The 26,196-nt window shown below is 33.3% G+C and carries 31 protein-coding genes; 13 read left to right on the top strand and 18 right to left on the bottom strand.

Annotated features, from left to right (window positions below; genetic code table 11):
- The first annotated feature begins 533 nt into the window (after positions 1–533).
- The 9 genes from RMO83_RS07735 to hemN all read left to right on the top strand — a co-directional run bounded on the left by RMO83_RS07735 (position 534) and on the right by hemN (position 8,862).
- Positions 534–779: a type II toxin-antitoxin system ParD family antitoxin gene (locus tag RMO83_RS07735; protein ID WP_310559103.1), complete on the top strand. Its 246-nt coding sequence runs from the start codon at positions 534–536 to the stop codon at positions 777–779.
- On the top strand, positions 779–1,078 hold the full coding sequence (locus RMO83_RS07730) for a type II toxin-antitoxin system RelE/ParE family toxin (RefSeq protein ID WP_310559102.1): 300 nt from the start codon (positions 779–781) through the stop codon (positions 1,076–1,078). The genes RMO83_RS07735 and RMO83_RS07730 overlap by 1 nt, the downstream gene beginning before the upstream one ends.
- Positions 1,079–1,821: 743 nt before the next feature.
- Entirely contained in the window at positions 1,822–2,193 is a 372-nt protein-coding gene (locus RMO83_RS07725; RefSeq protein ID WP_310559101.1) for a hypothetical protein, read from the top strand.
- A 112-nt stretch (positions 2,194–2,305) separates the two neighbouring features.
- Complete coding sequence (locus RMO83_RS07720) at positions 2,306–3,175, top strand: DUF3347 domain-containing protein (RefSeq protein ID WP_310559100.1); 870 nt, start codon at positions 2,306–2,308, stop codon at positions 3,173–3,175.
- A 7-nt stretch (positions 3,176–3,182) separates the two neighbouring features.
- Positions 3,183–3,647: a TlpA disulfide reductase family protein gene (locus RMO83_RS07715; protein WP_310559099.1), complete on the top strand. Its 465-nt coding sequence runs from the start codon at positions 3,183–3,185 to the stop codon at positions 3,645–3,647.
- A 2-nt stretch (positions 3,648–3,649) separates the two neighbouring features.
- A complete protein-coding gene (locus RMO83_RS07710) occupies positions 3,650–4,144 on the top strand; it encodes a heavy metal-associated domain-containing protein (protein ID WP_310559098.1) in 495 nt (164 codons plus the stop codon).
- Complete coding sequence (locus RMO83_RS07705) at positions 4,144–4,953, top strand: hypothetical protein (protein WP_310559097.1); 810 nt, start codon at positions 4,144–4,146, stop codon at positions 4,951–4,953. Before RMO83_RS07710 ends, RMO83_RS07705 begins: the two co-directional genes overlap by 1 nt.
- 578 nt (positions 4,954–5,531) lie before the next feature.
- Positions 5,532–7,355 carry a DUF349 domain-containing protein gene (locus RMO83_RS07700; protein ID WP_409025005.1) on the top strand — a complete coding sequence of 608 codons (1,824 nt, stop codon included), beginning with the start codon at positions 5,532–5,534 and terminating at the stop codon, positions 7,353–7,355.
- A gap of 142 nt (positions 7,356–7,497) precedes the next feature.
- Positions 7,498–8,862, top strand: a complete 1,365-nt coding sequence (hemN, locus tag RMO83_RS07695) for an oxygen-independent coproporphyrinogen III oxidase (RefSeq protein ID WP_310559095.1) — start codon at positions 7,498–7,500, stop codon at positions 8,860–8,862.
- An 8-nt stretch (positions 8,863–8,870) separates the two neighbouring features.
- On the opposite strand, the gene RMO83_RS07690 is transcribed toward hemN, so the two are convergent.
- The 8 genes from RMO83_RS07690 to RMO83_RS07655 all read right to left on the bottom strand — a co-directional run bounded on the left by RMO83_RS07690 (position 8,871) and on the right by RMO83_RS07655 (position 17,893).
- On the bottom strand, positions 8,871–9,572 hold the full coding sequence (locus tag RMO83_RS07690; RefSeq protein WP_310559094.1) for a sulfite exporter TauE/SafE family protein: 702 nt from the start codon (positions 9,570–9,572) through the stop codon (positions 8,871–8,873).
- A 100-nt stretch (positions 9,573–9,672) separates the two neighbouring features.
- Positions 9,673–10,182, bottom strand: coding sequence for a FixH family protein (locus tag RMO83_RS07685; protein WP_310559093.1), 510 nt, complete (start codon positions 10,180–10,182; stop codon positions 9,673–9,675).
- A gap of 59 nt (positions 10,183–10,241) precedes the next feature.
- Positions 10,242–11,660 carry a cytochrome c oxidase accessory protein CcoG gene (ccoG, locus tag RMO83_RS07680; protein ID WP_310559092.1) on the bottom strand — a complete coding sequence of 473 codons (1,419 nt, stop codon included), beginning with the start codon at positions 11,658–11,660 and terminating at the stop codon, positions 10,242–10,244.
- A 99-nt stretch (positions 11,661–11,759) separates the two neighbouring features.
- Positions 11,760–12,695, bottom strand: a complete 936-nt coding sequence (locus RMO83_RS07675) for a cbb3-type cytochrome c oxidase N-terminal domain-containing protein (protein WP_310559091.1) — start codon at positions 12,693–12,695, stop codon at positions 11,760–11,762.
- 39 nt (positions 12,696–12,734) lie between these two features.
- A complete protein-coding gene (locus RMO83_RS07670) occupies positions 12,735–12,902 on the bottom strand; it encodes a CcoQ/FixQ family Cbb3-type cytochrome c oxidase assembly chaperone (RefSeq protein WP_310559090.1) in 168 nt (55 codons plus the stop codon).
- A gap of 8 nt (positions 12,903–12,910) precedes the next feature.
- A complete protein-coding gene (gene ccoN, locus RMO83_RS07665) occupies positions 12,911–15,094 on the bottom strand; it encodes a cytochrome-c oxidase, cbb3-type subunit I (protein WP_310559089.1) in 2,184 nt (727 codons plus the stop codon).
- A 35-nt stretch (positions 15,095–15,129) separates the two neighbouring features.
- Positions 15,130–15,336: a cbb3-type cytochrome oxidase assembly protein CcoS gene (gene ccoS, locus RMO83_RS07660; protein WP_310559088.1), complete on the bottom strand. Its 207-nt coding sequence runs from the start codon at positions 15,334–15,336 to the stop codon at positions 15,130–15,132.
- 133 nt (positions 15,337–15,469) lie between these two features.
- A complete protein-coding gene (locus tag RMO83_RS07655; RefSeq protein WP_310559087.1) occupies positions 15,470–17,893 on the bottom strand; it encodes a heavy metal translocating P-type ATPase metal-binding domain-containing protein in 2,424 nt (807 codons plus the stop codon).
- Between the two features lie 114 nt (positions 17,894–18,007).
- Here RMO83_RS07655 and RMO83_RS07650 point away from each other — a divergent pair, with 114 nt between their 5' ends.
- Positions 18,008–18,694, top strand: a complete 687-nt coding sequence (locus tag RMO83_RS07650; RefSeq protein ID WP_310559086.1) for a Crp/Fnr family transcriptional regulator — start codon at positions 18,008–18,010, stop codon at positions 18,692–18,694.
- 98 nt (positions 18,695–18,792) lie between these two features.
- Here the strand turns inward: RMO83_RS07650 and mazG are convergent, their stop codons facing one another.
- The 5 genes from mazG to def all read right to left on the bottom strand — a co-directional run bounded on the left by mazG (position 18,793) and on the right by def (position 21,416).
- Positions 18,793–19,566 (bottom strand): nucleoside triphosphate pyrophosphohydrolase, encoded by a 774-nt coding sequence (mazG, locus tag RMO83_RS07645; RefSeq protein WP_310559085.1) that lies wholly within the window; start codon positions 19,564–19,566, stop codon positions 18,793–18,795.
- Positions 19,566–19,886 carry a type II toxin-antitoxin system PemK/MazF family toxin gene (locus RMO83_RS07640; RefSeq protein ID WP_310559084.1) on the bottom strand — a complete coding sequence of 107 codons (321 nt, stop codon included), beginning with the start codon at positions 19,884–19,886 and terminating at the stop codon, positions 19,566–19,568. The genes mazG and RMO83_RS07640 overlap by 1 nt, the downstream gene beginning before the upstream one ends.
- Positions 19,880–20,131 (bottom strand): AbrB/MazE/SpoVT family DNA-binding domain-containing protein, encoded by a 252-nt coding sequence (locus tag RMO83_RS07635; RefSeq protein WP_310559083.1) that lies wholly within the window; start codon positions 20,129–20,131, stop codon positions 19,880–19,882. The genes RMO83_RS07640 and RMO83_RS07635 overlap by 7 nt, the downstream gene beginning before the upstream one ends.
- Before the next feature lie 117 nt (positions 20,132–20,248).
- Positions 20,249–20,746: a DUF5606 domain-containing protein gene (locus tag RMO83_RS07630; protein ID WP_310559082.1), complete on the bottom strand. Its 498-nt coding sequence runs from the start codon at positions 20,744–20,746 to the stop codon at positions 20,249–20,251.
- Between the two features lie 82 nt (positions 20,747–20,828).
- Complete coding sequence (gene def / locus RMO83_RS07625; RefSeq protein WP_310559081.1) at positions 20,829–21,416, bottom strand: peptide deformylase; 588 nt, start codon at positions 21,414–21,416, stop codon at positions 20,829–20,831.
- A gap of 188 nt (positions 21,417–21,604) precedes the next feature.
- On the opposite strand from def, the gene RMO83_RS07620 reads away from it, so the two are divergent.
- Both RMO83_RS07620 and RMO83_RS07615 read left to right on the top strand, forming a co-directional pair.
- Positions 21,605–23,254, top strand: a complete 1,650-nt coding sequence (locus RMO83_RS07620; RefSeq protein ID WP_310559080.1) for an FUSC family membrane protein — start codon at positions 21,605–21,607, stop codon at positions 23,252–23,254.
- Positions 23,255–23,365: 111 nt separating this feature from the next.
- Complete coding sequence (locus tag RMO83_RS07615) at positions 23,366–23,812, top strand: hypothetical protein (protein WP_310559079.1); 447 nt, start codon at positions 23,366–23,368, stop codon at positions 23,810–23,812.
- 22 nt (positions 23,813–23,834) lie between these two features.
- Here the strand turns inward: RMO83_RS07615 and ruvX are convergent, their stop codons facing one another.
- The 5 genes from ruvX to RMO83_RS07590 form a co-directional block, all read right to left on the bottom strand.
- Positions 23,835–24,251, bottom strand: coding sequence for a Holliday junction resolvase RuvX (ruvX, locus tag RMO83_RS07610; RefSeq protein ID WP_310559078.1), 417 nt, complete (start codon positions 24,249–24,251; stop codon positions 23,835–23,837).
- A 66-nt stretch (positions 24,252–24,317) separates the two neighbouring features.
- Positions 24,318–24,533, bottom strand: coding sequence for a type II toxin-antitoxin system RelE/ParE family toxin (locus RMO83_RS07605; RefSeq protein ID WP_310559077.1), 216 nt, complete (start codon positions 24,531–24,533; stop codon positions 24,318–24,320).
- Positions 24,523–24,756, bottom strand: coding sequence for a hypothetical protein (locus RMO83_RS07600; protein ID WP_310559076.1), 234 nt, complete (start codon positions 24,754–24,756; stop codon positions 24,523–24,525). Before RMO83_RS07600 ends, RMO83_RS07605 begins: the two co-directional genes overlap by 11 nt.
- A 10-nt stretch (positions 24,757–24,766) precedes the next feature.
- Positions 24,767–25,048 carry a type II toxin-antitoxin system RelE/ParE family toxin gene (locus RMO83_RS07595; protein WP_310559075.1) on the bottom strand — a complete coding sequence of 94 codons (282 nt, stop codon included), beginning with the start codon at positions 25,046–25,048 and terminating at the stop codon, positions 24,767–24,769.
- Positions 25,038–25,271: a hypothetical protein gene (locus RMO83_RS07590; RefSeq protein ID WP_310559074.1), complete on the bottom strand. Its 234-nt coding sequence runs from the start codon at positions 25,269–25,271 to the stop codon at positions 25,038–25,040. Before RMO83_RS07590 ends, RMO83_RS07595 begins: the two co-directional genes overlap by 11 nt.
- 98 nt (positions 25,272–25,369) lie before the next feature.
- On the opposite strand from RMO83_RS07590, the gene RMO83_RS07585 reads away from it, so the two are divergent.
- The gene (locus RMO83_RS07585) at positions 25,370–26,185 is read left to right on the top strand and encodes a 2,3,4,5-tetrahydropyridine-2,6-dicarboxylate N-succinyltransferase (protein ID WP_310559073.1); all 816 of its coding nucleotides are present in this window, start codon (positions 25,370–25,372) and stop codon (positions 26,183–26,185) included.
- The last annotated feature ends 11 nt before the right edge of the window (positions 26,186–26,196 follow it).

Below are 26,196 nucleotides of genomic sequence, written 5' to 3'. Positions count from 1 at the left end.
GTGCTTTGGCTTCGTCCCAATACCGAAACCGTGCGCTCAAAACGAGCCAATAGTTCCTCAAATCCCGGAACTTCTCGCTTTGCTTGGTTGAGAATTTTATTCTCTCTTAATAAATCTGGATGCTTTTTTTTGTAGTCATATTTTCAAAGTTTTAATTATCTTTGAAAGGTACTAAATCAGCGCGAGTGCTACCGAAGGTTTAGTTCAACAGCGGTTTGGCGCAATGGCTGATGCGGCTTTTCCCAGCCTCTTCGAATCCTTTGGCGTAATCTACCGCCGTTTCTTAAAGCCAATTTTAAACCTTTCGGCGAAATAAAAGTTCCAAAAACAAAATCAGACACTTTAAAAAAAATATTTATTTAAAGTTTAAACTATTATATTTACTTGATTTTACAATTCAATTTAAAAAAAACGGAGGTTTTAAAGACCAGCTCAAGTTGAGCGACACTTTCGAGCGACAGAAAACCCACAAAATAATAGCGAAATTATTAATAAATACCATAAATTGGTATATTTGTAAAAAATATAAAATTATGGCACGAAATACATCAATTTTAATTGGAGAATATTACGAAGATTTTATAAACAGACAAATTGCAACAGGAAAATATAATTCGGTAAGCGAAGTTGTCAGAACTGCTTTGAGACATTTTGAACAGGAAGAAATTCAAACTAAATCTCTAATTGCGGAATTAGAACTTGGGGAAAAAAGTGGGAAAATTCGAAATTTTAACCGAACAGAAAATCTAAAACGGTTGAACGAAAATTTCCAAAAGTAATGGCGGAATATGTAATAAGTGAAAAAGCTTTAGACGATTTGAATACTATTTGGATATATACGGCTGAAAATTGGTCGGTTGAACAAGCGAATCGATATTATAATTTGATAATGGATGAAATAGAATTTGTCGCAGAAAATTTTGAAACAACCAAAGATTTTGGAAGCATTCGAAAAGATTATCGATATTCAAAAGTGAAATCGCATTTGGTTTTTTGTAAAAAAATAGAAAATACCGAAATGGAAGTTGTGAGAATTTTGCACGAAAAAATGGATATAAAAAATAGAATTAACGATTAAAAAAAGTGACCGCACAACAGCGTTTTTGTGCTATTGCGAAATTTGTTCAAGCCGAATGTTTTTATTTCGCAAGAATTTTTATTTATAACGGAGAATAATCAGTTCTGAAGTTTGCAACTGCTTGAAGCGACGGAACTTCGTTCGTAGTGATTGCAATGATTCTGGGTAAATTTTGAGCCTTTAGTTTTTTAAAACGTATTAAAATTTGCTGCTAAAGAAACCAAACTTTCAACCCAAAATGTATCAGAAAGTAATGCGTAAAAATATTGCCCGAACATCGCACCGTTTAAGAATATAAATATCGAGCTTCGCTCGAATTTTTTTGAAGAATAAAGAACTATTTTCAGAAAAACTCAAAGTAGAAAAATGTTTACGCACAAATCTTCCTCACAAAGTAAGCATAAAATTAAAAGCGAAGCTGAAAAGTGTGAAACTGGTCAAGTTTGAGTGCTCCAATTAGTGTAAAAACCATCTATTAGCAGGCGTTTGTCGCAATTACTTCGTCAGTTCGCTTCGCTCGGGTGCGAGTTTTGCGGTATGTTCACTTTTACGTTTCGCAAGAAACTTTATCTTAGAGGAACATTAACAGCTACAATAGCTTCACGCTAACAGGTAGTTTTTTCAAAAGCAAAATAGCCTTCTCAAAATTCCAAGAACGTTATATGATACCCTTGAACAAATCCCAGAAAAAACGTGCTAAAAAATTAACATACTATTTTAAAATTATCTTTTATATTTGCCAAATGAAAAAAAGGGTACACATACTACTTATAATTCTAACACTTGGCTTCTTTTTGTCGCCAACTTTGAGTTATGCGTGTGGAAGTAAAACCGAAAAATCCTGTTGCAAAAAAGAAACCACTTCTAAAACAGAAAAAAAAGACTGTTGTAATGGCAGAGACTCAAAAGACAAAGACAATAGTTGTGGCGGAAAATGTGGTCACTCCAACTGTACGAGTTCGACTTCCATAAATTTTAGTTTGATTTCTACTTTTGAAACCGATTTTAATAGCCCTAATTGCGATTTTTCATCTGAAAAATCAAAATTTTATAATTCGAAAACCTTTATTTCCTCGGGTTTTTCTAGCGTTTGGCTAATACCAAAAATAAGCTAAAACCAATCTTTTACAGCCACACTTACGGCTATTTATCAACAGCTTTCTGTTGTTGAAATCTCAATATTTTTTTAAAATAACCGAAACCTACTGTTTCAGAAATCCATTTACAATGAAAAAATCGTTAAATACTTTAATGATAGTCCTTTTGTTAGTGCTATCAACTACACTAAATGCACAAATTAAAAACGCAAAAACCGAAACCGTGAAAGTCTACGGAAACTGCGGCATGTGCAAATCTAAAATTGAACAAGCAGGAAACATAAAAAAAATAGCAAAAGTCGATTGGAATCAAGACTCTAGTATGGCTACTTTAACCTATGATTCTAAAAAAACCAATCAAGATGAGATCCTAAAAAGAATTGCTATCGTAGGCTATGATAGTGATAAATTTCTTGCTCCAGATGACGTATATAATAATCTGCACGGTTGCTGCCAATATGATCGAGTTGCAAAAGTTCCAGTAAAACCAGAAACTCAAACAATGGCTATTACAGATGAACATGCTAATCACGATCATTCTGTTATGCAAACAAACGAAGAACCAAAAACGAATCAATTAAATGCTGTTTATGAAAACTATTTTTCTCTTAAAGAGGCGCTGGTAAAAACGGATGGAACAACGGCTTCAGCAGCTGCAAAAGAACTAGTAGCATCAATAAATGCTATAAAAATGGGCGAATTAAAAATGGATGTTCATATAGTTTGGATGAAGGTTGTAGAAAATTTGAAAAAAGATGCTACAGCAATTTCAGAGAGCACTGATACAAAAAAACAAAGAGGTTCTTTTAACACACTTTCTAATTCAATCTACGAATTAATTAAAGTTTCTAAATCGGATAAAGTAGTTTATTATCAATTTTGCCCTATGGCAAATGATGGACAAGGCGCGAATTGGTTAAGCAAAGAAAATAATATTAAGAATCCGTATTTTGGATCTATGATGTTAAGTTGTGGGAAAGTTGTGGAAACAATCAAATAATAGCAGAATGAAAAAGGGAATCTTGTTTTTATTCTTTCTTTCTTTTAGTATACAAGCACAAGTAAAAGTTGGTGACTCTTTGCCAATTTTTACTTTAAAAAATGCCAATAATGAAGAAGTTTCGAGTATATCATTCAAAAACAAATATGTTCTTATTGATTTTTGGGCTTCTTGGTGTGCTCCGTGTAGAAAAGGAAACAAAGAATTAGTTCAACTTCATAAAGAAATAGACAGTTCAAAATTTGAAATTGTAGGTATTTCTGTAGATACTGATATCGAAAAGTGGAAAAAATCCATTGAAAAAGACAGCGTCAAATACACACAAGTACACGATCCGAATGGATTTGATGCAAAAACTGCTGTTTTATTTGGTGTTGAAGTATTACCAAGTCAATTTTTATTTGATACTACAGGAATTCTAATCGCGATCAACCCAACAAAAGCTGAAATTAATACTTTATTAAAAAGATAATAATGAAGAAATCATATAAATATGTAACACTACTCGCATTAGCGTTATTGAGTCTCTCAAATGCAAATGCACAAATTAGTAAAGCAGAAATTAGAGCAACTGGCTTAACCTGTTCTATGTGTTCCAATGCCATCAATAAACAATTAAAAGCGTTGCCAGAAGTAGCCAATGTGGCAACCGATTTGAACACTAATACTTTTACAGTTACCTTAAAGGAAAACAACACAATAAGTCCTACTACTTTTAAGCAAAGTGTTGAAAAAGCAGGTTTTTCCATTGGTTCATTAGTGCTTACATCAAAGACTAGTGCAATAAAAAATGAAAAGTACATAGTAGTTGATGCTAAAACTATTGATTCAGAAGAGGTTACTTTTCAAGTTTTAGATAAAGGTTATGTTACTGACAAAGAGTATAAAAAATTATCAAAATCATTGAAAAAACTGGAAACCTACCTTGCTAATAATGAAGATGATTTTCATATTAAAATCTTGAATTAATGAGAAAAATACTCTTCTTGTTAATCCTTCTTGGATTTCAAAAAAGTTTTAGTCAGGAACTTTTTGTACTGACCGATCCAGCCAGCAATGTTCCTGCAAATTCTTTAGCCATTAATGCTATGCAGCTGTTGTTTAAAGAAAAGTTCGAGTCAGGCTATAATTATCATATTATGCCCGAAGTAACTTATGGTTTAAACAAAAGTTTGATGTTTAGAGCTACCGCTTTTGTCAGTAATAGAAATGCTAGTTTAGTGACTGAAGGTGGAAGTGTTTTTGCCAAATACCGCTTTTTCTCATCCGATGATTTAAACAGTCATTTTAGATTAGCCGCTTTTGGTAGGTATAGTTTCAATAACTCGGATATTCATCAAGATCAAATTGAAATTATGGGACACAATTCAGGTTATGAAACAGGAATAGTCGCTACAAAATTGATAAAAAAAGTTGCCATAAGTTCGTCTCTAAGTTTTGAAAAAGCGTTTGATAATACCTCGAAAAATCCTTTTCCAAATTCGCTAGGAGATAATGCTACCAATTATACTTTGTCTTTTGGAAAATTAATGTATCCTAAAAAATATACGAGTTATAAACAAACCAACATTAATTTAATGATTGAATTTGTTGGACAAACCATCAATGAAAATGGGAAATCCTATCTTGATGTGGTTCCTGCCATTCAATTTATAATTAATAGTCAAGCTCGAATTGATTTGGCTTACCGACAAGAATTAGCAAGTTCTATGCTACGAACTGCACCAAATGGTGTGTACCTTAATTTGTATTACACATTTTTTAATGTCACAAAATAAACGGTTCCGAAGTTCCCGAGTCATTTTTACTGATTGTTTTTCCGAAAATTGTTTAATTTTAAGATTCTTAACAAAATATGCAATTCATTACATTTAAGTTCAAGTTTTTTAAAAATTCGTATATATTACTTTTAAATTAACACCCTTTAAGTGCGAAATAGCTTTTTTGACAAATCAATTCCTGAACATAAAACTACTATAAATCAAGGAATTCCTTTGAATTTTGAACATCCTTTACTATCTTTCGCACTCGAAAAAAAAATGAACCCTTACACATTGACAAAATGTTAGAAGAAAAGAATGATAACCTGCTTGAGGCAGATGGAAATTTAGAAAACAGTTCGGTTGAAACGGCATCAGCAGAAACAACAGTTTTAGATGATATGCAGACAGTTGAAACTACCGATTTGGCCGAGGAAGAAGGTGAAACAATTGTAGAAAGTAATGTAGAACCCGAAAATGAAACTATTGAAGTTCCTGAAACTCCAATTGTAAATGAAATTGAAGTTCCTCAGACCATCGAAACTGAATCAGTTGAACCTGTTGATGCGGAAAGCGAGCATATTGCTGAAACAAAAATGTCTGAAACAGAAACCATTATCGACGCCATTGCCGACAATAATGCTGAAGAAAGTGAAGACGAAACCTTGAAAGAACGTCACGATATTCTGATGTTGGATTACGATGCTCTTTCATTAGAATCACTTATTGTCGAATTGAAAAATTTGGTTACCAATGAAAAAGTGATGTCGGTAAAAGACCATATCGAAGAAATTAAAAAATCATTCTTATCAAAATATCACCATCTTCTAGAAGAGAAAAAAGAGGAATTTCTTGCTGAAAACCCAGACACAACTGAAGAATTTACCTATCATTTTCCTCTAAAAACACAATTTGACCAATTGTATTCGTTGTATCGAGACAATAAAAATACACATTTCAAAAGTTTACAAACCAACCTGAAAACGAACTTAGAAAACAGATTGGCGATTGTCGAAGAGTTGAAAGAGCTTATCAATCCGCAGGAAAACCTTAAAGATACTTTTAAACATTTTAATGATTTAAGAGAACGATGGAAAAATGCAGGGCCAATTCCGAAAGACAAATACAACCACGTTTGGAATAATTATCATTTTCACGTAGAAAATTTCTATGACTATTTGCACCTTGACAGAGAAGCGCGAGACCTTGATTTTAAACATAATCTGGAACAAAAACAAAAAATTGTTGCTCGTGTAGAGGAATTGGTAAACGAAGCAGATATCAACAAAGCCTTTCGCGAATTACAGGATTTACACAAAATTTGGAAAGAAGATATCGGTCCAGTTTCTAGAGAACATCGTGATGAAATTTGGAATAAGTTTAGCGATTTAACCAAACAAATGCATGACAAACGTGAAGTTTTGTTCGAAAAAATGAGAGGAACTGAACTGGAGAATTTAGAAAAGAAAAAAGAAATAATTGCCAAAATTGAAGTATTGGCCACCGAAAAAGTAAATGCTCACGCACAATGGCTGAACCAAATTGAAAAAGTGGAAGCCTTGAGAACTGCCTTTTTCTCTGCTGGGAAAGTACCCGCTGAAGTAAATGAAGAAACTTGGGCAGCTTTTAAAACGGCAGTGAGAAATTTTAATTCTTTCAAAAACTCGTTTTATAAAGACATCAAAAAAGATCAAAACAACAATTTAAGCCGCAAAATAGCACTTGTTGCCAAAGCCAAAGAACTGCAGGAAAGCAGTGATTTTGCCATGACTACGCCTGTAATGAAACAAATTCAAGAAGAGTGGAAACAAATTGGTCACGTGCCAAGAAAATACTCTGACAAAATTTGGATTGAATTCAAGGACGCTTGCAATCATTATTTTGACAAATTAAAAGAGCAAAAAAATGAGGAAAACAGTGAAGAAGTACAAGCTTTTGACAATAAGAAAGCCTATCTGGAAACACTAAGAGATTTTCAGATGTCTGGCGATCATAGTACAGATTTAGCTGCTATAAAATTACATATTGAAACTTGGAAAAAGTTTGGAAGAGTACCATTCGCAAGACGACACATCGAAGGTAAATTCAACAAAGTACTTGACGCGTTGTTCGAAAAATTAAGTTTGAGTAAAAAAGATTCAGAAATGATGCGTTTTTCTAATAGAATGGATCAATTATCGGACAATAATGATACGAAAAAACTAGAAGGAGAGAAAATTTTCTTAATGCGTAAAATTGATGAAATCAAGAATGAAATTTTTCAGTTGGAGAATAACATTCAGTTTTTTACCAATACTCGTAATGCTAAAAAAGAGAACTCGATTGTGCTAGAAGTTCGCAAGAATATTGAAAAACACAGAGAAGAAATGGAAATTTTAAAGGATAAACTGAAACAAATTAGAAATTTAAATCAAGTTTAAATCCTATAAAATCAATTTTAAAACCTCATTCAAAACCAAGTGAATGAGGTTTTTTTTTGCGCAAAAATGAAATATGATAATTATCATTTTAATTTTAACAATTGCATACTACTTTTGATTATTGAAAAAAATACTGTGTTCCATGAAAAACTCAATCCTTCAAAAATACAATGTACCTGGACCAAGATACACAAGTTATCCGACAGTCCCATATTGGGATGAGGCAGATTTTGTCTATCAAAACTGGATTGACACTTTAAAAAAATCATTTGCTGAAAGCAATTCGGAAGAAGGACTGAGCTTATACATTCATTTACCGTTTTGCGAAAGTATGTGTACTTTTTGCGGTTGCAACAAACGAATTACTAAAAACCACGAAGTCGAAAACCCTTATGTAGAAGCTGTTTTGAAGGAATGGGCGATTTATTGCAATATTCTAGAAGAAAAACCAATCATAAAAGAAATTCACTTGGGTGGAGGAACGCCCACTTTTTTCTCGACAAAAAATTTGGAGGATTTAATCAATGGTATTTTTCTTTATGCCGAAAAAGCGAAAGATCATGAATTTAGTTTTGAAGGTCATCCTAATAATACAAGCCGAGCACATTTGCAAAAATTATATGATTTAGGATTTAGAAGAGTAAGTTTTGGTGTTCAGGATTATTCTGAAAAAGTTCAAAAAGCGATTCATCGCATCCAACCTTTTCATAATGTGGCCAAAGTTACCTTTTGGGCTAAGGAAATTGGCTATACTTCTATAGGTCACGATATTATTTTTGGATTGCCATTTCAAGAAATAGACGACATAATTGACACTATCGAAAAAACTAATTCGCTGCAACCCGATCGATTGGCATTTTATAGTTACGCTCACGTACCTTGGATTAAAGGAAACGGACAACGCGGCTTTAACGACGAAGATATTCCTAAAGATGAAGCGAAACGAAAGCTTTATGAAGTGGGTAAGGATTTGCTTTTCGAAAATGAATATTACGAAATTGGTATGGATCATTTTGCTTTAAAAAGCGATACATTATATAAAGCCTTCGAAAGCGGAAAATTACACCGTAATTTTATGGGTTACAGCTCGTCTAAAACCCAACTAATGATAGGTTTAGGCGTTTCGTCTATTAGCGATAGTTGGTATAGTTTTGCTCAAAACGTAAAAGAATTGGAGGCGTACTATAAAATTTTGAAAACAGATAAATTACCTATTTTAAGAGGACATCTATTGACAAATGAGGACCTTATTATTAGAAAACACATCTTGAATTTGATGTGCCATTTTGAAACCTGTTGGCTAGATGAAGCCAATTATTTTCCAGAAGTTCCTGAAATTATTATCCAACTGAAGGAAATGGAAAATGATGGATTGGTCATTATCGAAAAAAATGGAATTAAAGTGACCAATGCTGGAAAACCCTTTATCCGAAATATCTGTATGGCATTTGACTTGCGTTTAAAAAGAAAAACACCAGGTACAAAATTATTCTCGATGACGGTTTAAAAAAATAATCAATGACAATTAGAAGCTGATTGTACAAACAAACTCATATCTGATGGCGATAAGTAAGGAATACCAAGTCCTAATCCTCTCAAGATAAACAATGCACCAATAATAATCGCAACAAATGGGATGAATTTTTGAATTTTATTTCGCATCGAAATTGTTAAAAATGAATTGAGATATACCACGCTGCTCATCATAGGAACTGTCCCTAATCCGAATAATATCATATATAGAGCGCCATAAAACTCATTTTGCATTGCTATTGCACCAAATAGCGCAACATAAACCATTCCGCAAGGCAGAAAACCATTCAATAAACCAATCGTAAATAGGGATTTGTAACTCTTGTTTTTAAACTGACTCCCCAATGTTGCCTTGATTTTTGAAATCAATTTGAAAACCGGTTTCGAAAAATTGTATTTGGACAAAACCTTTTCTGGAATTAGAATAAAAGCAATCATTGCAACACCAATAAATATCGACATTTTTTGTTGAAATCCAGCCAAATACAAACCTCTTCCCAGCAGTCCAAAAATTAAACCGATAGATGCATACGCCGTCAATCTTCCTAAATGATAGGTTATGATTTGGGTAACTTTCTTGGCCTGATTATCTCGATCTACAGGCAACATCATAGCAATTGGACCACACATTCCGATGCAGTGAAAACTACTGATTAAACCGAAGATGAAAGCAGTGTAGAGCATTTTTTTTGATAATAGACTGATAGATAATAGACTGATAGACGAAAGAAGCTGTGTTAAAGGATAAAGTATCTATTCTCTTTTCGTCTATTTTCTATTATCTTTAATTTATATAAATAACCTCTTTAGTGAGATATGGTTTGCCATCATATTGCCATTCCATATTAATATCCCAACGGCCGCCTAATAATCTTTCTTTGGGTATATTCATCGCAGAATTAGAAAGGGAAATAGGAATTTCAAAATCAAATTTTTTGTCTGATGGTCGGTAAAAAGAGACTTTCCCTCTTATTTCTTTTGAAACAAAAACGGCTGGAAAAACTATTATAATTCCTTCCGAAGCACTATTTATTGTCGGCTTTTGTGGCAAATCTTGAGCATTTTGAACTCTTGCCATTTCATCACCAAATTTAGCATCATGCTTATAATATTCTTCTACAACCAATTCGTTGTCGTATTTAGAATCCATTTGTACTTTGATTATAAAATATAAAATAAAAGTAATAAATAATGCAAAAGCAATTACGATTCCTGTTCCCCAATTTAGCCCCCTAGCCCCCGAAGGGGGAACTCCAACGGGAGTATTTTGTTTGTTTAAGTTATTATTTTCCATTTTTTATAAATTTATTTTTTATTCACAATAATAGTTCCCCCTTGGGGGGTTCGGGGGCTTTAATCAAAACTTCGGGGACTTAAAAAGCTAGTTTTAGTTGTTTCAATTTTTTTATTGCCATCGTAAACTTCTATTTCTAGTTTTGTTTTGTCGGATTCCAACAAAAAATGATTGATTTCTATAAACACAGTGCCACTTTTCATGCCTTGTTTTGGCACTTTTAAATCTTGTTCACCAACAACTTTTAAAGTTCCTTTTATTCCAACTAATTTAAAATGAATATCATTGAAATCGTTATTGGTTTTATTGATAACCTTAAAAGTATAAATATTGCTAATGTTGTCTCCTTTGTGTTGAAACAACTGTCCTGGAAGTCTTAAAAAAACAGCTTCAACATCAGTTCGCAAGAACAATAATCCAGCTAATACCCCTATAAGAATAAACAATACAGCCGAATAACCTTTCATTCTTGCCGTAAATTTAAACTTCGCCTTTTTTTCGATTTCATCCTCTGAGGCGTATCGAATTAATCCTTTTGGCAAGCCAACTCCTTCCATTATGGTATCACATTCATCGATGCAAGCCGTGCAATTAATACATTCTAACTGAGTTCCGTTTCTAATATCAATTCCTGTAGGGCAAACATGCACGCACTGTTTGCAATCAATACAATCTCCTTTTCCGGTAGCTGCCCTGTCTTCTTGATTATTGAATTTGGCTCTGCCTAATTCCTTTTCGCCTCGAACAAAATCATAAGCTACATTGATGGATTTATTATCTAATAATACGCCTTGCAATCTTCCGTAAGGGCAAGCAATAATACAAACTTGTTCTCTAAACCAAACGAAAATAAAGTAGAAAACTCCAGTAAAAATAAATAAAGAAATTAAGGTGCTGGTATGAGATTCTGGACCATCCTCGATCATTACAATTAATTTGTCGCTACCAACAAGATATGCGAGAAAAACATTGGCAATACCAAAAGAAATTATCAGAAATATGCTCCATTTTATGGCTTTTTTTCTAATCTTTTCTGCATTCCATTCTTGTTTTTCTAACCGAATTTGCGCCCCTCGATCGCCTTCTATCCAATATTCAATTCTGCGGAAAACCATTTCGAGAAAAATAGTTTGAGGGCAAATCCAACCGCAAAATATTCTCCCAAAAATTACCGTAAACAATATAACGAAAACAACACCAACAATCATCGATATTACAAAGAGGTAAAAATCTTGTGGCCAAAATGGAAATCCGAAAATATTGAATCTTCTTTCCAAAACATTGAACATCATAAATTGGTTACCATTGATTTTTACAAAAGGATTTGCAACCAAAATAAGCAACAAAACGTAACTCACCCACTTTCGGTAATCATAAAATTTTCCGGAAGGTTTTTTGGGAAAAATAAATTTCCTATTTCCGTTTTCATCAATGGTTCCGATGGTATCTCTGAAATATTGGTCTGGTAATTTTGGCATTTTTGGGATCTTTATTTAGTCATAAAATCTTTATCAAGTTTAGTGACTTTGACAAAGATTATGAACTTAAAAATTATTTTCTACTCATAAAAAATAGCACTATTTTATTGCTGTACTACTTAGATTTGTAGGATTTTTGGGTGCTTTTTCTGGTACTGTTGGACCCACCCAAACTTCTCCATCTGGAGCTTTTGGATTAACTGGATTACTTCCTTTTAAAGACAACACATAACTGGCCACTTCTTGCATTTGTTTAGGTTTCAATGTTCCTTTCCACGAAATCATACCTTTTCCATCTCTACCACCATTTACTAGAGTGTGAAAAACATTTTTTATTCCACCTCCTAAAATCCAATATTCATCAGTTAGGTTGGGACCAATTTGTCCACCGGCATCGGCTCGGTGACAAGGTATGCAATTAGCTGTAAAAATGGCTTTACCAGCCGATAGTGATGCAGCATCTGTCAACAAAGTAACTGTATTTTCATCCATTAAATCTGGAGCTGTCCTCTTATATTCAGCAATATCAATTTGGGCTTGAGCCATTTCTTTTTTAAGCTCCATTTCTTGATTATCGCCTCCCATTATTTCAAATCGAACTAAATATACCGCTGCAAAAATGATACAACCATAGAATAAATACACCCACCAAGGCGGCAAATTATTATCTAATTCTTTGATGCCATCATAATCGTGGTGTAGCAGTAATTGCTCCTCATCATCGTTTTGTTTTGGTTTAAGCAAGAAATCTAATACTTTTTTGTATGTAGCACTATCTGTGAAAGTCACCTCTTTTACTTCTTCTAATTTGGCTTTCTGTTCTTCAGTTAGCAATTGATATGTTATGGTATCAACTGCATTTACAGTAACTTCTATCGCTATCAATAAGAACAGAAATACTAATAAAAAGAGAGCCACCAATGGAAATTTTAAAAATGCTGGTCTATCTCCTGAATCTATGAAATATTCCATTGCAGCAAATACCGCAAAGAAAACGACAAGAACTCTAATATATGATGGGATTAATTTTTTCATTTTATATCTATTTTTGAAAATTATACATTGGGTTTGGTTTTAGTCTTTCAAAGGAATTTGACTCATTTCCTCAATTTTATCTTTCTTATAAGAAAAAACCCAAAAGGCAAGTCCAACAAAAAAGAGAAAGAAAATGAGTAAAGCTGTTACAGGATAACTCTCAATACCTTCGATAGTTTCCATATTATGTTTAATTTGCTCGAACATAATTACTCTTATTTAGTAGTTTTTACTTTGATATCAGTTCCAAGTCTTTGTATGTATGCGATTAGCGCCACAATTTCTCTTTCATTCATTGGAACAAATTTTTCACCTCTAGCCTCGGCTTTTTCTTTGCTATACTTATAACTTTTTACAAAGTCAGGGTCGTTTTTCAAACTTTCTTCAATTTGAATAGCTTGCGCTCTTAAATTTTTCTGACCATTAGCAATATCAGCATCTGTATATGGAACTCCAAGTGTTTGCATCGCTTTCATTTTCATTTCAGTCATTGAAATATCCATAGCTTCATTGTCAAACAACCATTTGTAAGCTGGCATAATAGAACCTGCCGAAATACTTTGTGGACTCCAAAAGTGATTGAAATGCCAATTGTCGTTGAATTTACCACCTTCTCTTAATAAATCCGGTCCTGTACGTTTAGAACCCCAAAGGAATGGGTGATCGTAAACAAATTCTCCCGCTTTGGATTGTGGTCCATAACGTTCCACTTCACTACGGAAAGGACGAACTGATTGCGAGTGACAGCCTACGCATCCTTCACGAATATATAAATCACGACCTTGCAATTCTAAAGGTGAATAGGGTTTTACACTAGCAATTGTTGGAATATTAGATTTGATCATAATGGTTGGAACAATTTGAACGATTCCACCAATAAGAATGGCAATCACCGCAAAAATGGTTAATTGGATAGGTTTTCTTTCTAACCAAGCGTGGTATTTCTCGCCTTTGATTCTTCCTGTATTAATTTTTTGTAATGCTGGAGCTTCCGCTAATTCATCTTCTATGGTTGCACCAACTCTTACGGTTTGAATAATATTGTAAACCAAAACCAACATTCCTATAAGATATAATGTTCCGCCAATGGCTCTCATCCAGTACATTGGCATAATTTGAGTTACCGTTTCTAGGAAGTTACCATACGTTAATGTTCCGTCTGGGTTAAATTGTTTCCACATTGAAGCTTGTGTAAAACCAGCAACATACATTGGAAGTGTATAAAGTATAATTCCTAAGGTTCCAATCCAAAAATGGAAATTGGCTAATTTAGAAGAATATAGTGTGCTTTTGGTCATTCTCGGTATCAACCAATAAATCATACCAAATGCCATAAATCCATTCCAAGCCAATGCTCCAACGTGAACGTGAGCAATAATCCAGTCGGTGTAATGTGCAATTGCATTTACATTCTTAAGAGATAACATTGGCCCTTCAAAAGTAGCCATACCGTAACCTGTAATAGCCACAACGAAGAATTTTAAAACTGGCTCTTCACGCACTTTATCCCAAACTCCTCTTAAAGTCAACAATCCGTTAATCATACCTCCCCAAGATGGAGCAATCAGCATAATAGAGAACACAACCCCTAAATTTTGTGCCCAATTTGGTAAGGCAGAATACAACAAATGGTGTGGTCCAGCCCAGATGTATAAAAATATCAAAGACCAAAAGTGAACAATTGACAATCTATAAGAATACACCGGACGATTCGCCACTTTTGGAACAAAATAATACATCAATCCTAAAAATGGAGTTGTTAAGAAAAAAGCAACTGCATTATGACCGTACCACCATTGAACCAAAGCATCTTGAACTCCAGCGTAAACTGAATAACTTTTTGTCATGGATATTGGCAATTCTAAACTGTTGAAAATATGCAAAACAGCAACAGTTACAAAAGTGGCAATGTAAAACCAAATAGCAACATACAAATGACGCTCTCTTCTTTTTAAAATAGTTCCAATCATATTGACACCAAAAGCTACCCAAATTAAGGCAATGGCAATATCTATTGGCCATTCTAATTCAGCATATTCTTTGGAAGTACTGTAACCTAATGGCAAAGAAATGGCTGCTGCAACAATAATTAACTGCCAACCCCAAAAATTCAAATTACTTAAGAAGTCGCTGAACATTCTGGCTTTTAAAAGTCGTTGTAAAGAATAATAAACCCCGGCAAACATTGCATTTCCAACAAAGGCAAAAATTACCGCATTGGTATGTAAAGGTCTCAGTCTACCGAAACTCAACCATGAAATACCATCGGTAAGATTTGGGAAAAGAAACATTATGGCCAAAATTAGCCCTACTAACATTCCCACAACACCAAAAACAATGGTGGCGTAAATGAATTTCTTTACAATTTTGTTATCATAATAAAACTGTTGCATTTCCATAAATAGTTATTTGTTAAAAGGTTATATGTTATTTGTTAAAGGTTAAGGGTTTGTTCATCATCGCTTAACTTTTTCAGCGCTGCACTCTTAACTTTTTTGACAAGTTCATCATCAAAAAGCATTCGAACTGAAGGAGTATAATCATCATCATATTGCCCCTTCTTCACTGCCATTATAAATGCAATAAAAAAGACCATAGCTACTAGTATGCTGATGGAAATTAGTAAATAAATAACACTCATATCTTACATTTATATCGACAAAAATACTCACGGCTGTTTTAATAAAATATGACATTTGTCATATCCACTTAAAAAGTAATCATAAAAATAGTCCCAAAATTAAAGTGCAATAATTCTAAAAAGTTATATAATTCTATTTTTTACTTGCATAATAACTACTCATCACTGTCACAAAACTCACGATAGTAACTGTGCTCAAAGGCATTATTATAGCTGCTACTAATGGCTGTAGATTTCCGCTTATGGCAAATGACAATCCAATTACATTATATAAAAGTGATAATGCAAAACTCATCTTGATTGTCTTGATAGCTTTTTTAGACAATTTTAAAAAATAATTCAAATTTTCGAATTCATTGGCATCTAAAATGGCATCGCAGGCAGGCGAAAAAACATTGACGTTTTCCGAGATCGAAATCCCTATATTACTTTGTGCCAAAGCTCCAGCATCGTTTAGCCCATCTCCCACCATCATTACGTTCTTGCCCTCTTCTTGCAGTCTTTTTATAAATTCCAGTTTTTGTTCTGGCTTTTGATTAAAAATTAATTCGGTGTTTTTGGGTAGAATACTTTCCAATGACGCACGTTCACCTTCATTATCCCCCGACAAAACCTTAATTTGATAATGGGCACTTAAATTCTTAAAAAGTGCTGCTAAACCTTCTCTGTATTGATTATTAAAAATGTATTTTCCAAAATAAACTTCATTGATTTTGATGTGAACCGAAGTCCTCTCCCCAACCCTCTCCAAAGGAGAGGGAGCAGAAACGGATAAAGGAGGTGCACAAAATTCTGCCGAACCAATTCGAATTATATTTCCTTCTATTTTTGCTTCAATACCTTTCCCTGCAATCTCTTCAAAATCATCTATTTTTAATATTTTAATTTCAGGCAAAAAGTCATATAACATCCTACTCAATGGATGGTTTGATCCACGAAGTGCGTTTTTTATCAATATTAAATTTAGTTCAATCTCTTCTACTTTCGGCTCCCCTCCTTTGGAGGGGTTGGGGGAGGAATAAGAAATATTCGATTTTTTATTAGTCGTAATCGTTCCTGTTTTGTCAAAAACTATGGTATCTACTTTTGCCAATTGTTCAATTACCAATGCATTTTTAAGATAGAATTTCTTTTTTCCCAGAATTCGCAAAACATTACCCATCGTGAACGGTGCCGTCAATGCCAAGGCACAAGGACAAGCCACAATTAAAACGGCTGTAAAAACATTGAAAGCAATATTGGCATCAATGCAACTCCAATAACCAAATCCGGCAAAAGCGATTAATAAAAGTATTGGCGTAAAATAACGACTAATGGTATCCGTAATAGATTTATGCCTTTGTTCTACATTTTTCTGAAAAACATCGTTGCTCCACAATTGCGTCAAATAGCTTTGGGAAACCGAGTGCAAAACTTCCATTTCGATTACTTTACCAATTTGCTTTCCGCCAGCAAAAACTTTATCACCTGATTTTTTGGCAATAGGAATCGCTTCTCCTGTAACAAAACTATAATCAATTTCAGCTTTATCAGAGATTAAAATACCATCGACCGGAATCAATTCTTGATTTCTAATGAGTAATCTGTCGCCTTTTTGAATATCGTAAACAGGGACACTTTCCTCAGAAGTATCACTATTGATTCTTGTAATTGCTATTGGAAAATAAGACTTGAAATCTCTTTCGAAACTCAGGAAACTATAGGTTTTGATTTGGAACATTTTGCCCAAAAGCATAAAGAAAATCAATCCAGTTAAACTGTCGAAAAAACCGGAACCATAATCCATTATGATATCAAAAGTGCTTCGGACAAAAAATATGATGATTCCTAAAGCAATTGGAATTTCAATGTTTAACATTCCAGTTTTGATGCTTTTGTATGCCGAAACATAATAGCCGCTGGCAGAATATAAAAAAGACGGTAGCGACAAGGCAAAAATTAACCAACGGAAAAAAGGTTTATAAGTGTCTAACCAAAATTCCTTGACTTCAAAATATTCGGGAAAAGAAAGTAGCATAATATTACCAAAACAAAAGAATGCCAAGCCTAGTTTATATGTTAAACTTCTATCGACGTTGTTTTTGCCCGTTTCGTAATTTTCTAAACTGATATAGGGTTCATACCCAATAGAACTCAATAAAAGCACAATAGTTTTAAGTGAAACATCTTCGGAATTGTAAGTAATTCTAACTTTCTTCTCGGGAAAATTAACTTTTGAAGTACTAATTCCTTTTTGCAACTTTTGAAGATTTTCTAGAATCCAAATACACGAACTGCAATGAATGTGAGGTATATTCAGTGATACAATAGCTGTCTTATCTTCACGAAATTCCAAAAGTTTCGAAACGATATTTTCGTTGTCTAAAAAATCATATTTTCCTTTTATATCTTGCGGAGTTGCTCCAGGAGACTTTTCGAAATCATAATAGCAGGTCATGTCATTAAGACTGAAAATTTCGTACACGGTTTTGCAACCATTACAACAAAAAAGTTTTTCATCAAAAAAAAGCTCATCTTCTTTTACAATATCCAATCCACAATGGAAACAGTTTTGCATAGGTCTAGTTTTGTTTAATTTACAAAAACAAATTTACCATCACAAGAAGTTAAAAGTTATGATAATTATCATATAAAATTGTAAATTTGCTTAAACGTGATTAATTCTATTTTTATGGGTAAATGTGAACAATGTATTGTTAGAGAACTCAGCTCCTTAAAAGCTCTTAATAAAGATGAATTGATAAAACTTGCTGAATGTAAGACTTCCCGAATTATCAAAAAAGGAGAACACATTTTTGAAGAAGGAGATAGTGTTAACGGTATTTATTGCGTCACTTCTGGAGTTTGCAAACTGTCAAAATTAAGCGCCAACGGAAAAGATCAAATTGTGAAATTAGTTAAAGCAGGAGAATTATTAGGGCAAAGGACCTTGATTAGTGAGGAGCCTGCTAATTTAAGTGCTGTAGCTCTTGAAGATATGGAAGTTTGTTATATTCCAAAAAATGAAGTCTTGAGCTTTTTCGACACCAACAACCAGTTTTCAAGAAATTTAATGAAGACGATTTGTGGCGACTTGAAAGAAACAAGTGATCATATGGTTTCTATTTCTCAGAAAACAGTTAAAGAACGACTTGCAGAAACTCTTGTCTATCTCGAGGATACTTTCGGAAAGAACGAAGATGGGGCACTGCAGATTCAGTTGTCTCGCGAAGAATTGGCCGGAATGATTGGAACTGCTACTGAAAGTTGCATTCGATTGCTATCCGATTTTAATAAAAATGGATGGATTGAATTAAGTGGTAAAAAAATAGTGATTAAGGATAGTGCAAAACTGAAGCGAATTGCCGATATTTTATAAGTTATTTTTTCTTTTTCAAATTTAACTATTCGTTTTCAATTACAATTTTTTGGCTTCGTTCCAAAAAATTGAAATATTTGAAAATCAAAGATTTTCGATTACAATTTTTTGGCTTCGTTCCAAAAAATGTCCATCTCTGCCAAAGTCATATCCATTAAAGGTTTGCCTAATTCGCCTGCTTTGCTTTCCAAGTATTGGAATCTTTTAATGAATTTTTTATTGGTTCGCTCCAAAGCATCTTCGGGATTGATATTTAAAAATCGAGCGTAATTGATCATCGAAAATAACACATCGCCAAATTCAGATTCCATTTTATCTTGATCACCAGCTTCAACTTCCACTTGAAGTTCTGCTAACTCTTCTTGCACTTTATCCCAAACTTGATGCGGTTCTTCCCAATCAAAACCTACACCTTTAACTTTATCTTGAATTCTACTGGCTTTTACCAATGCTGGTAAACTTCTTGGAACACCTTCTAGAACGGATTTTTTACCTTCTTTTAGCTTTAGTTTTTCCCAATTTTGTTTGACTTCCTCCTCGTCTTTTACCACAACATCGCTGTAAATATGGGGATGGCGATGGATAAGTTTATCGCATATTTCATTGCAAACATCGGCAATATCAAAATCATTGGTTTCACTTCCTATTTTGGCATAAAAAACAATGTGCAGCAATAAATCGCCTAGCTCTTTCTTTACTTCGTTTAAATCATTATCTAAAATTGCATCGCCCAACTCATAGGTTTCTTCGATAGTCAAATGTCTTAACGATTGGATTGTTTGCTTCTTGTCCCAAGGGCATTTTTCTCGCAAATCGTCCATAATATTCAATAATCGTTCGAAAGCTTGAAGTTGTTTTTGTTTGGAGTTCATTAGTTAACTAAATATTCTTTTAATACATTTTTTACTTTTTCTACATCATTCTTTGCGAGTGCCGCAATTTTAGTTTTCAATCTAATTTTATCAATACATCGAATTTGGTCAAAACAAATTTGTCCGTTTTTATTTTCTAAGACAACTCCCAATCGCATTGGGAAATTTCTAATTTTTGAAGTAATTGGAGCTATTAAAACGGTGTTCAAAAATTGATTTGACTCATTTGGAGAAATTACTAAACAAGGTCTTACTTTATTGATTTCACTTCCTAATGTGGGGTCAAGAGCAACCCAATAAATTTCATATTGCTTTACCATTGCCAATCATTTTCTTGTTCATCATCAAAAAAATCAGGAATCAACAAATTAGGTTGTCCATTTTTATCAATTTCCATTTTTATCAATTCGCCCCATCCTTCACGAACTTTCTTTGATGGACTAATCACTAATTTGCCTTCATTAATTTCTAAATTTACGACACTTTTAAAGCCTGCAATTTTTAGCAGTTTAGAAGGAATAATAATCCCCTTTGAATTTCCTATTGTAATGATATTTGTTTCCATAAATTAAAAAATAAGAGCAAAGTTACAACATTATTATAACATTTTATATTCAGAGATAAAAAAAATCCTGTCAGGAAAACATCGTGACAGGATTAAAATATAGTTTAGAAAGTTAAATTATGCTTTCTTGGCTTTTGATTTCTTGGCAGGAGCTTTTTCAGCAACTACTTCTTCAACTACTTTTTCTTTGATTTCTGCAGCGTTCGCTCCCGAAATTTCGGGATTAGGCTCCTCTTTAGAAACCAATCCCTTGGATTGAAGTAAATTATACCAACTCAATACTTTTTTAATATCAGAAGGATATACTCGTTCCGAATCATATTCTGGGAGGATTTCCGTAAAATAGGCAACTAAAGTAGCATTGTCTTCTTTGTGGGAAATCGCTGGACCTTCATTTTCTTTGATAGCAATGTTTCGCATTACTTCCGTCAAAGGTTTTTCTGCATTAAAAGTATAAATTGAAATTTCAGATAATAAACTTACGTTAACTTTCAAGCCAACGCTGATTTTTTTTCCGTCCACTAAAGATTCAGCTAAAAAACCTGTACGTGTTTGAACTTTTAGTGCGTATAAACCTGGCTTTCCTGAAATTGATAATATTTTTTCTAAATTCATTTTTATAAATATGTATTTAATTATTCGTTTGTTTGGTTATTGATGAAAATCGTAATTCGTAAATCCAAATTCGTAAATTATTTTATCTTCCTTTTTTATTGCAAAATTTCATTCTATAATCGGGTCTGGTTTTGCCATCCATTATATTTTGCAATTTTTTCTTGATTAATTGCTTCTTTAATGACGAAATCAAATCAGTAAACAAAATCCCCTCTATATGGTCGTATTCGTGTTGAATCACTCGTGCAATCAAACCATCAAAAACTTCCGTTTTTACGTTGAAATCTTCATCACAATATTCAATCGTGATTTTTTCGTGTCTAAAAACATCTTCACGAACGTCAGGAATACTAAGACAACCTTCGTTAAAACCCCACTCTTCGCCTTCTTCTTTCAACATTTTGGCGTTGATAAAAGTGCGTTTGAAACCTTTCAATTGTCTTTGCTCATCGATTGGTAAATCGTCATCGTCTCCAAAAGGAGTGGTGTCAATTACAAATAGACGAACACTCAATCCTACTTGTGGTGCTGCAAGACCAACGCCATATGCATTATACATGGTTTCATACATATTCGCAATTGTTTCCTTTAAGCTGGGATATTCTGGTGAAAGAATTTCTCCAACCTTTCTTAAAACTGGATCGCCATATCCTACAATCGGTAAAATCATTAGTGTTGTATTAAGTATTATGTACTGCCAATTCAAAATTTCTTTCTCCTTATTTCAGTCCGCAAAAATAACAAAAAAATAGACATGCGATTATACTGACCTGATATTTAAATTTTGTTTTAAATCTAAGTCAGTTATAGTAGTGTTAAAATCACACAATTCTTACCTTTGTAGACAATACGTAATTTATGATAAGAAAAATTCAAAAATTTACAGACAGTTCTTATTTTACCAATGCATTGAAAATAACTATTGCAGCAGTTTTGCCTGTTTTATTGTTTACGTATTTTGGCAATTTTCAGATAGGTTTTACTATTGCCCTTGGTGCATTTTTAACCTATCCTAGTGATATTCCCAGTAGTTTAAAAGACAAAATTAGAGGAGTTACAGTTACCGCTTTACTGATTTCCGGAACTAATTTATTGATTACTATTGTATCTCCCTATCCGTGTATTTTTTATCCATTTTTGGTGACGGCTGTTTTCTTCCTTTCGATGCTTTCTGTATTTGGAAAACGAGCAACTATGGTTTCATTTTCTGCTTTGCTGTCGGTTTCATTAGCATTTGCACATATTAATTCAGGTTGGGAAATGTTTTTACACGCCTTACTTTTATTAGGTGGTGGTCTATTTTACCTTTTGATATCTCTTCTTTTTAATTTTATCAGACCGTATCGCTATCTCGAAATGCAAATAGCAGAATGCCTCAAATTAACAGCAAAATATTTGAAATTAAGAGGTGATCTTTGGTCTCCTACTGCTGATAGAAAAGCAATTATTGAAATGCAATTGCATCTGCAAGTCGAATTGAATGACATTCATCAAAACATTAGAGAAGTATTGATTAGCGATTATTCTGGGACATCAAACCAAAACAGGAAACTACTCATCGTTTTCGTCTCACTAGTAGAAATAATGGAACTGGCGCTTTCCACTTCATTTGATCATAACAAATTACACCAAAAATTTGAAAAACATCCTGAAGTATTGCTCACTTATCAAACTTTGGCCTATAATCTTGCTTCTAATTTAAAAAAACTCTCCAAAAGTGTAAAAAACAAAAGCAATTACATCCCCAAAACAAATTTAATCCGAGACTTAAATGCCTTGGAAGTCGCCATTACTCATTATAGCAATAACTCGGAAAAAAATGATGCTTATGAAGGCGTTTTTATGTTGACTACAATGTTGCAATATGCCGAAAAACAAGTAGAAAAAATCAAAATTATTCAGCGGGCATTTGCCTCTAAACTTAGTTCCTACGAATTTAATGGCAGAGATAAAGATTTAGAAAAATTCCTTACTCCTCAATATTATGTATGGAGTACTTTATTCGAAAATTTAAGTTTTTCCTCTACCCTTTTCAGGCATTCTTTGCGATTGACGGTAACGATATTGTTGGGTTTTATCCTTAGTAAAGTTCTTGCTTTTCATAACGAATATTGGATTTTACTCACGATAGTTGTGATTATGCGTCCTGGTTATGGGTTGACAAAAACACGGTCATTTGATAGAATATTTGGAACAATTGTAGGAGGACTAATCGCTTTTGGAATTCTATTCTTCATTCACAATGACATAGCTATAAGTACTTTAACTATCATTTCCATACTGTTGGGATTTTCGTTTACACACACCAATTATAAAATCAGTGCAACATTTGTTACTATGTATATTGTTTTTGTATATGGTTTATTGACGCCAAATATAGAGGACGTTATTCAATACCGCATCATAGACACGCTCGTTGGAAGTAGTTTAGCGTTTCTTACTAATCATTTTTTATGGCCATCGTGGGAATTTTTAAATATTCCAATTTATTTTAAAAATTCCATCTAAGCCAACCAGAATTATTTAAAAGAGATATCCATCTTATATAACAAAAAAAGTGATGTTTCAACTTCGTATCGATTGGCTCGAAAAAATGCTTTTATAGAAATTGGAAATTTGATGTCTTCATTTCTAAGGATGGCTCAAGAACCAAAATCAAAGCAAAAACAACTTCCACAGGTTTATAAACTAGCTGTACTGAACCATACTTTACTAGCCTCGTCTGCTTCATTGGGCACCTATATTCAATCTCATAAAACAACTTCTGCCTCCAAGGCATTTAATGTAGTGGTGAATGCTGTAACGAAAAACCTAGATAATGCCATCAATCTTTTGAATGAAAAGCCTATTAATGAAACCGAAAACACAGATAAAGCTGATTTGGAAATTCGATTCACAGAACTAAAAAACATTCGTGCAAGCGAATTAAAAGAGGGAATTCCAATGGACGATGGTGAATTTCAATTAAAAATGCAAGAAGCACAGTTGGTTATTGAACAACTTATTTGGCTTGTCAATTTATCTGAAAATATTGTAAAAACAACAAATGTTCTGATGAAATCTTAAACACAAGTGTAAGCAGTAGTTTTTAGAAAGTTTTTCGGGTCAAATAATCTTGCAACATAATAGTTGCCGAAATCTCATCGATAAGTGCTTTGTTTTGGCGTTGTTTTTTGCTCATTCCATTATCAATCATCGACTGAAAAGCCATTTTTGAAGTAAAGCGTTCATCTACTCGAATGACTTTCATATCTGGAAAATGATTGGTAAAATGAGTCACAAATCCTTTTATTATGGAAGCGCTTTCCGAAGGTTGACCATTCATTTGTTTTGGCTCACCAATGAGGACTGCTTCGACCTTTTCTTTGGAAAAATAATCTTTTAAAAAAGTAATCGCCGTTGCGGATGAAATCGTCGTCAAACCTGAAGCAATAATTTGCAGTTCATCGGTAACGGCTATTCCGGTGCGTTTTTGTCCGTAATCTATGGCGAGAATTCTTGGCATTTATAAGGAGTCTTTATACTTTATGAAACCGAAGACAGAAACTATATTCTTTTCAATATCAATCTCTTAAATAACTACATATCCTTTAAAAACATAATCTCTTATATTTTCATCATCAATATATCTGGATTTCTTAAAATGAAAAGGTTGATTTAAGTCTTTTTTGATAATTTTAAGTAAATCTTTCCTGAATTTTAATGCTGCTCGTGGTTTGTCTTTATATATGTAACGAACTTGTTCTGTCAATAATTTTAGAAATTCATTGGAAATACTAACTATCATATTCCGAAAATGTTTTGTCTAAAATTGCATCAACTTCATCTATCGAATACATTTTCTCAGTACCGCTTTTAAGTTTAGCGTAAGCTTTAGCTATTTTTTTCTTATTTTCATCAAAATCCAAATCTTCCTGAACTATTTTCAATTCATCCGAAGAGAACGAACTCAATAATTCCAAGATTTTGGCTTTTATGTTGGGCTGAAATTCTAATCTGATTGTTTCCATAATTTTCTATTTATAGGGAATTTCTGTGTTTCAAAATTGCTATAACTGAAACAAGTTCAAGGTCATTACCAACCTTAAAAACAACTGTATAACCTTTAAAAACATAATCTCTAATATTCTCGTCTTCAAAATAAATTGATTTTTTGAATAGAAAAGGTTGTTTCAAATCTTTTTGTATCTTTTTTATTAATTCAATTTTGAATTTCCTCGCAGCAACAGGTTTATCTTTTGAAATAAAATCAACTATATCATTCAAATCATAATTAAATTCAATAGTTAATTTAATCCTCATATTTTGAAATTGTTTTTTCAAGTAAAACATCTAGTTCCTCAAAAGTAGAATACACAGCAGTACCATCATTAATTTTATCAATTCTGGACTGAAGCATTCTTTTTTCATCCTCAAAAGTTGGTCTTTCGGAAACTATTTTCAATTCATCCGAAGAGAACGAACTCAATAATTCCAAGATTTTGGCTTTTATGTTGGGCTGAAATTCTAATCTGATTGTTTCCATAATGAATCAATTTAAAATACAAATATATAACATTTTCAATTCGATTTGACTTTTTGCTTTTGGTTAAAAATCCTATCTTTGCTCAAAATTTTAACAAAATGAACGATTTACAATCCACAATAGAACAAGCTTGGGAAAACCGTGCTTTGTTACAAGAAACAAAAACAACTGATGCCATTAGAGCGGTCATTGAATTATTAGATTCAGGAAAATTGCGCGTTGCCGAGCCTGTTGATGAGGGTTGGCAAGTAAACGAATGGGTGAAAAAAGCAGTTGTTCTGTATTTTCCAATTCAAAAAATGGAAACACTAGAAGCTGGAATCTTTGAATACAACGACAAAATGTTATTAAAAAGAGATTATGCCGAAAAAGGAGTTCGTGTGGTTCCGGGAGCATCAGCTCGTTATGGCGCTTTTATAGCTAGCGGCGTAATTATGATGCCAAGTTATGTAAACATTGGTGCTTACGTTGATTCCGGAACGATGGTAGATACTTGGGCAACTGTGGGTAGTTGTGCCCAAATTGGAAAAGACGTTCACCTGAGTGGTGGTGTTGGAATTGGTGGTGTTTTAGAACCTTTACAAGCAGCACCCGTAATTATTGAAGATGGTGCTTTCATTGGTTCTCGTTGTATTATTGTTGAAGGCGTTCACGTTGGAAAAGAAGCCGTTCTTGGTGCAAATGTATGTTTGACCGCTTCTACAAAAATCATCGATGTTACTGGAGAAACTCCTGTCGAAAGAAAAGGATTTGTTCCTGCTCGTTCAGTCGTGATTCCTGGAAGTTATACTAAAAAGTTTGCTGCTGGCGATTTTCAAGTGCCTTGCGCTTTAATTATTGGAACTCGTAAACCTTCAACTGACTTGAAAACGTCGCTGAATAATGCATTGCGTGAATATGATGTAGCAGTGTAAATTCTAAATTT

This window comes from Flavobacterium sp., assembly GCF_031423415.1.
Lineage (GTDB): Bacteria > Bacteroidota > Bacteroidia > Flavobacteriales > Flavobacteriaceae > Flavobacterium.
This window is presented reverse-complemented; position numbering and strand designations above follow the sequence as displayed.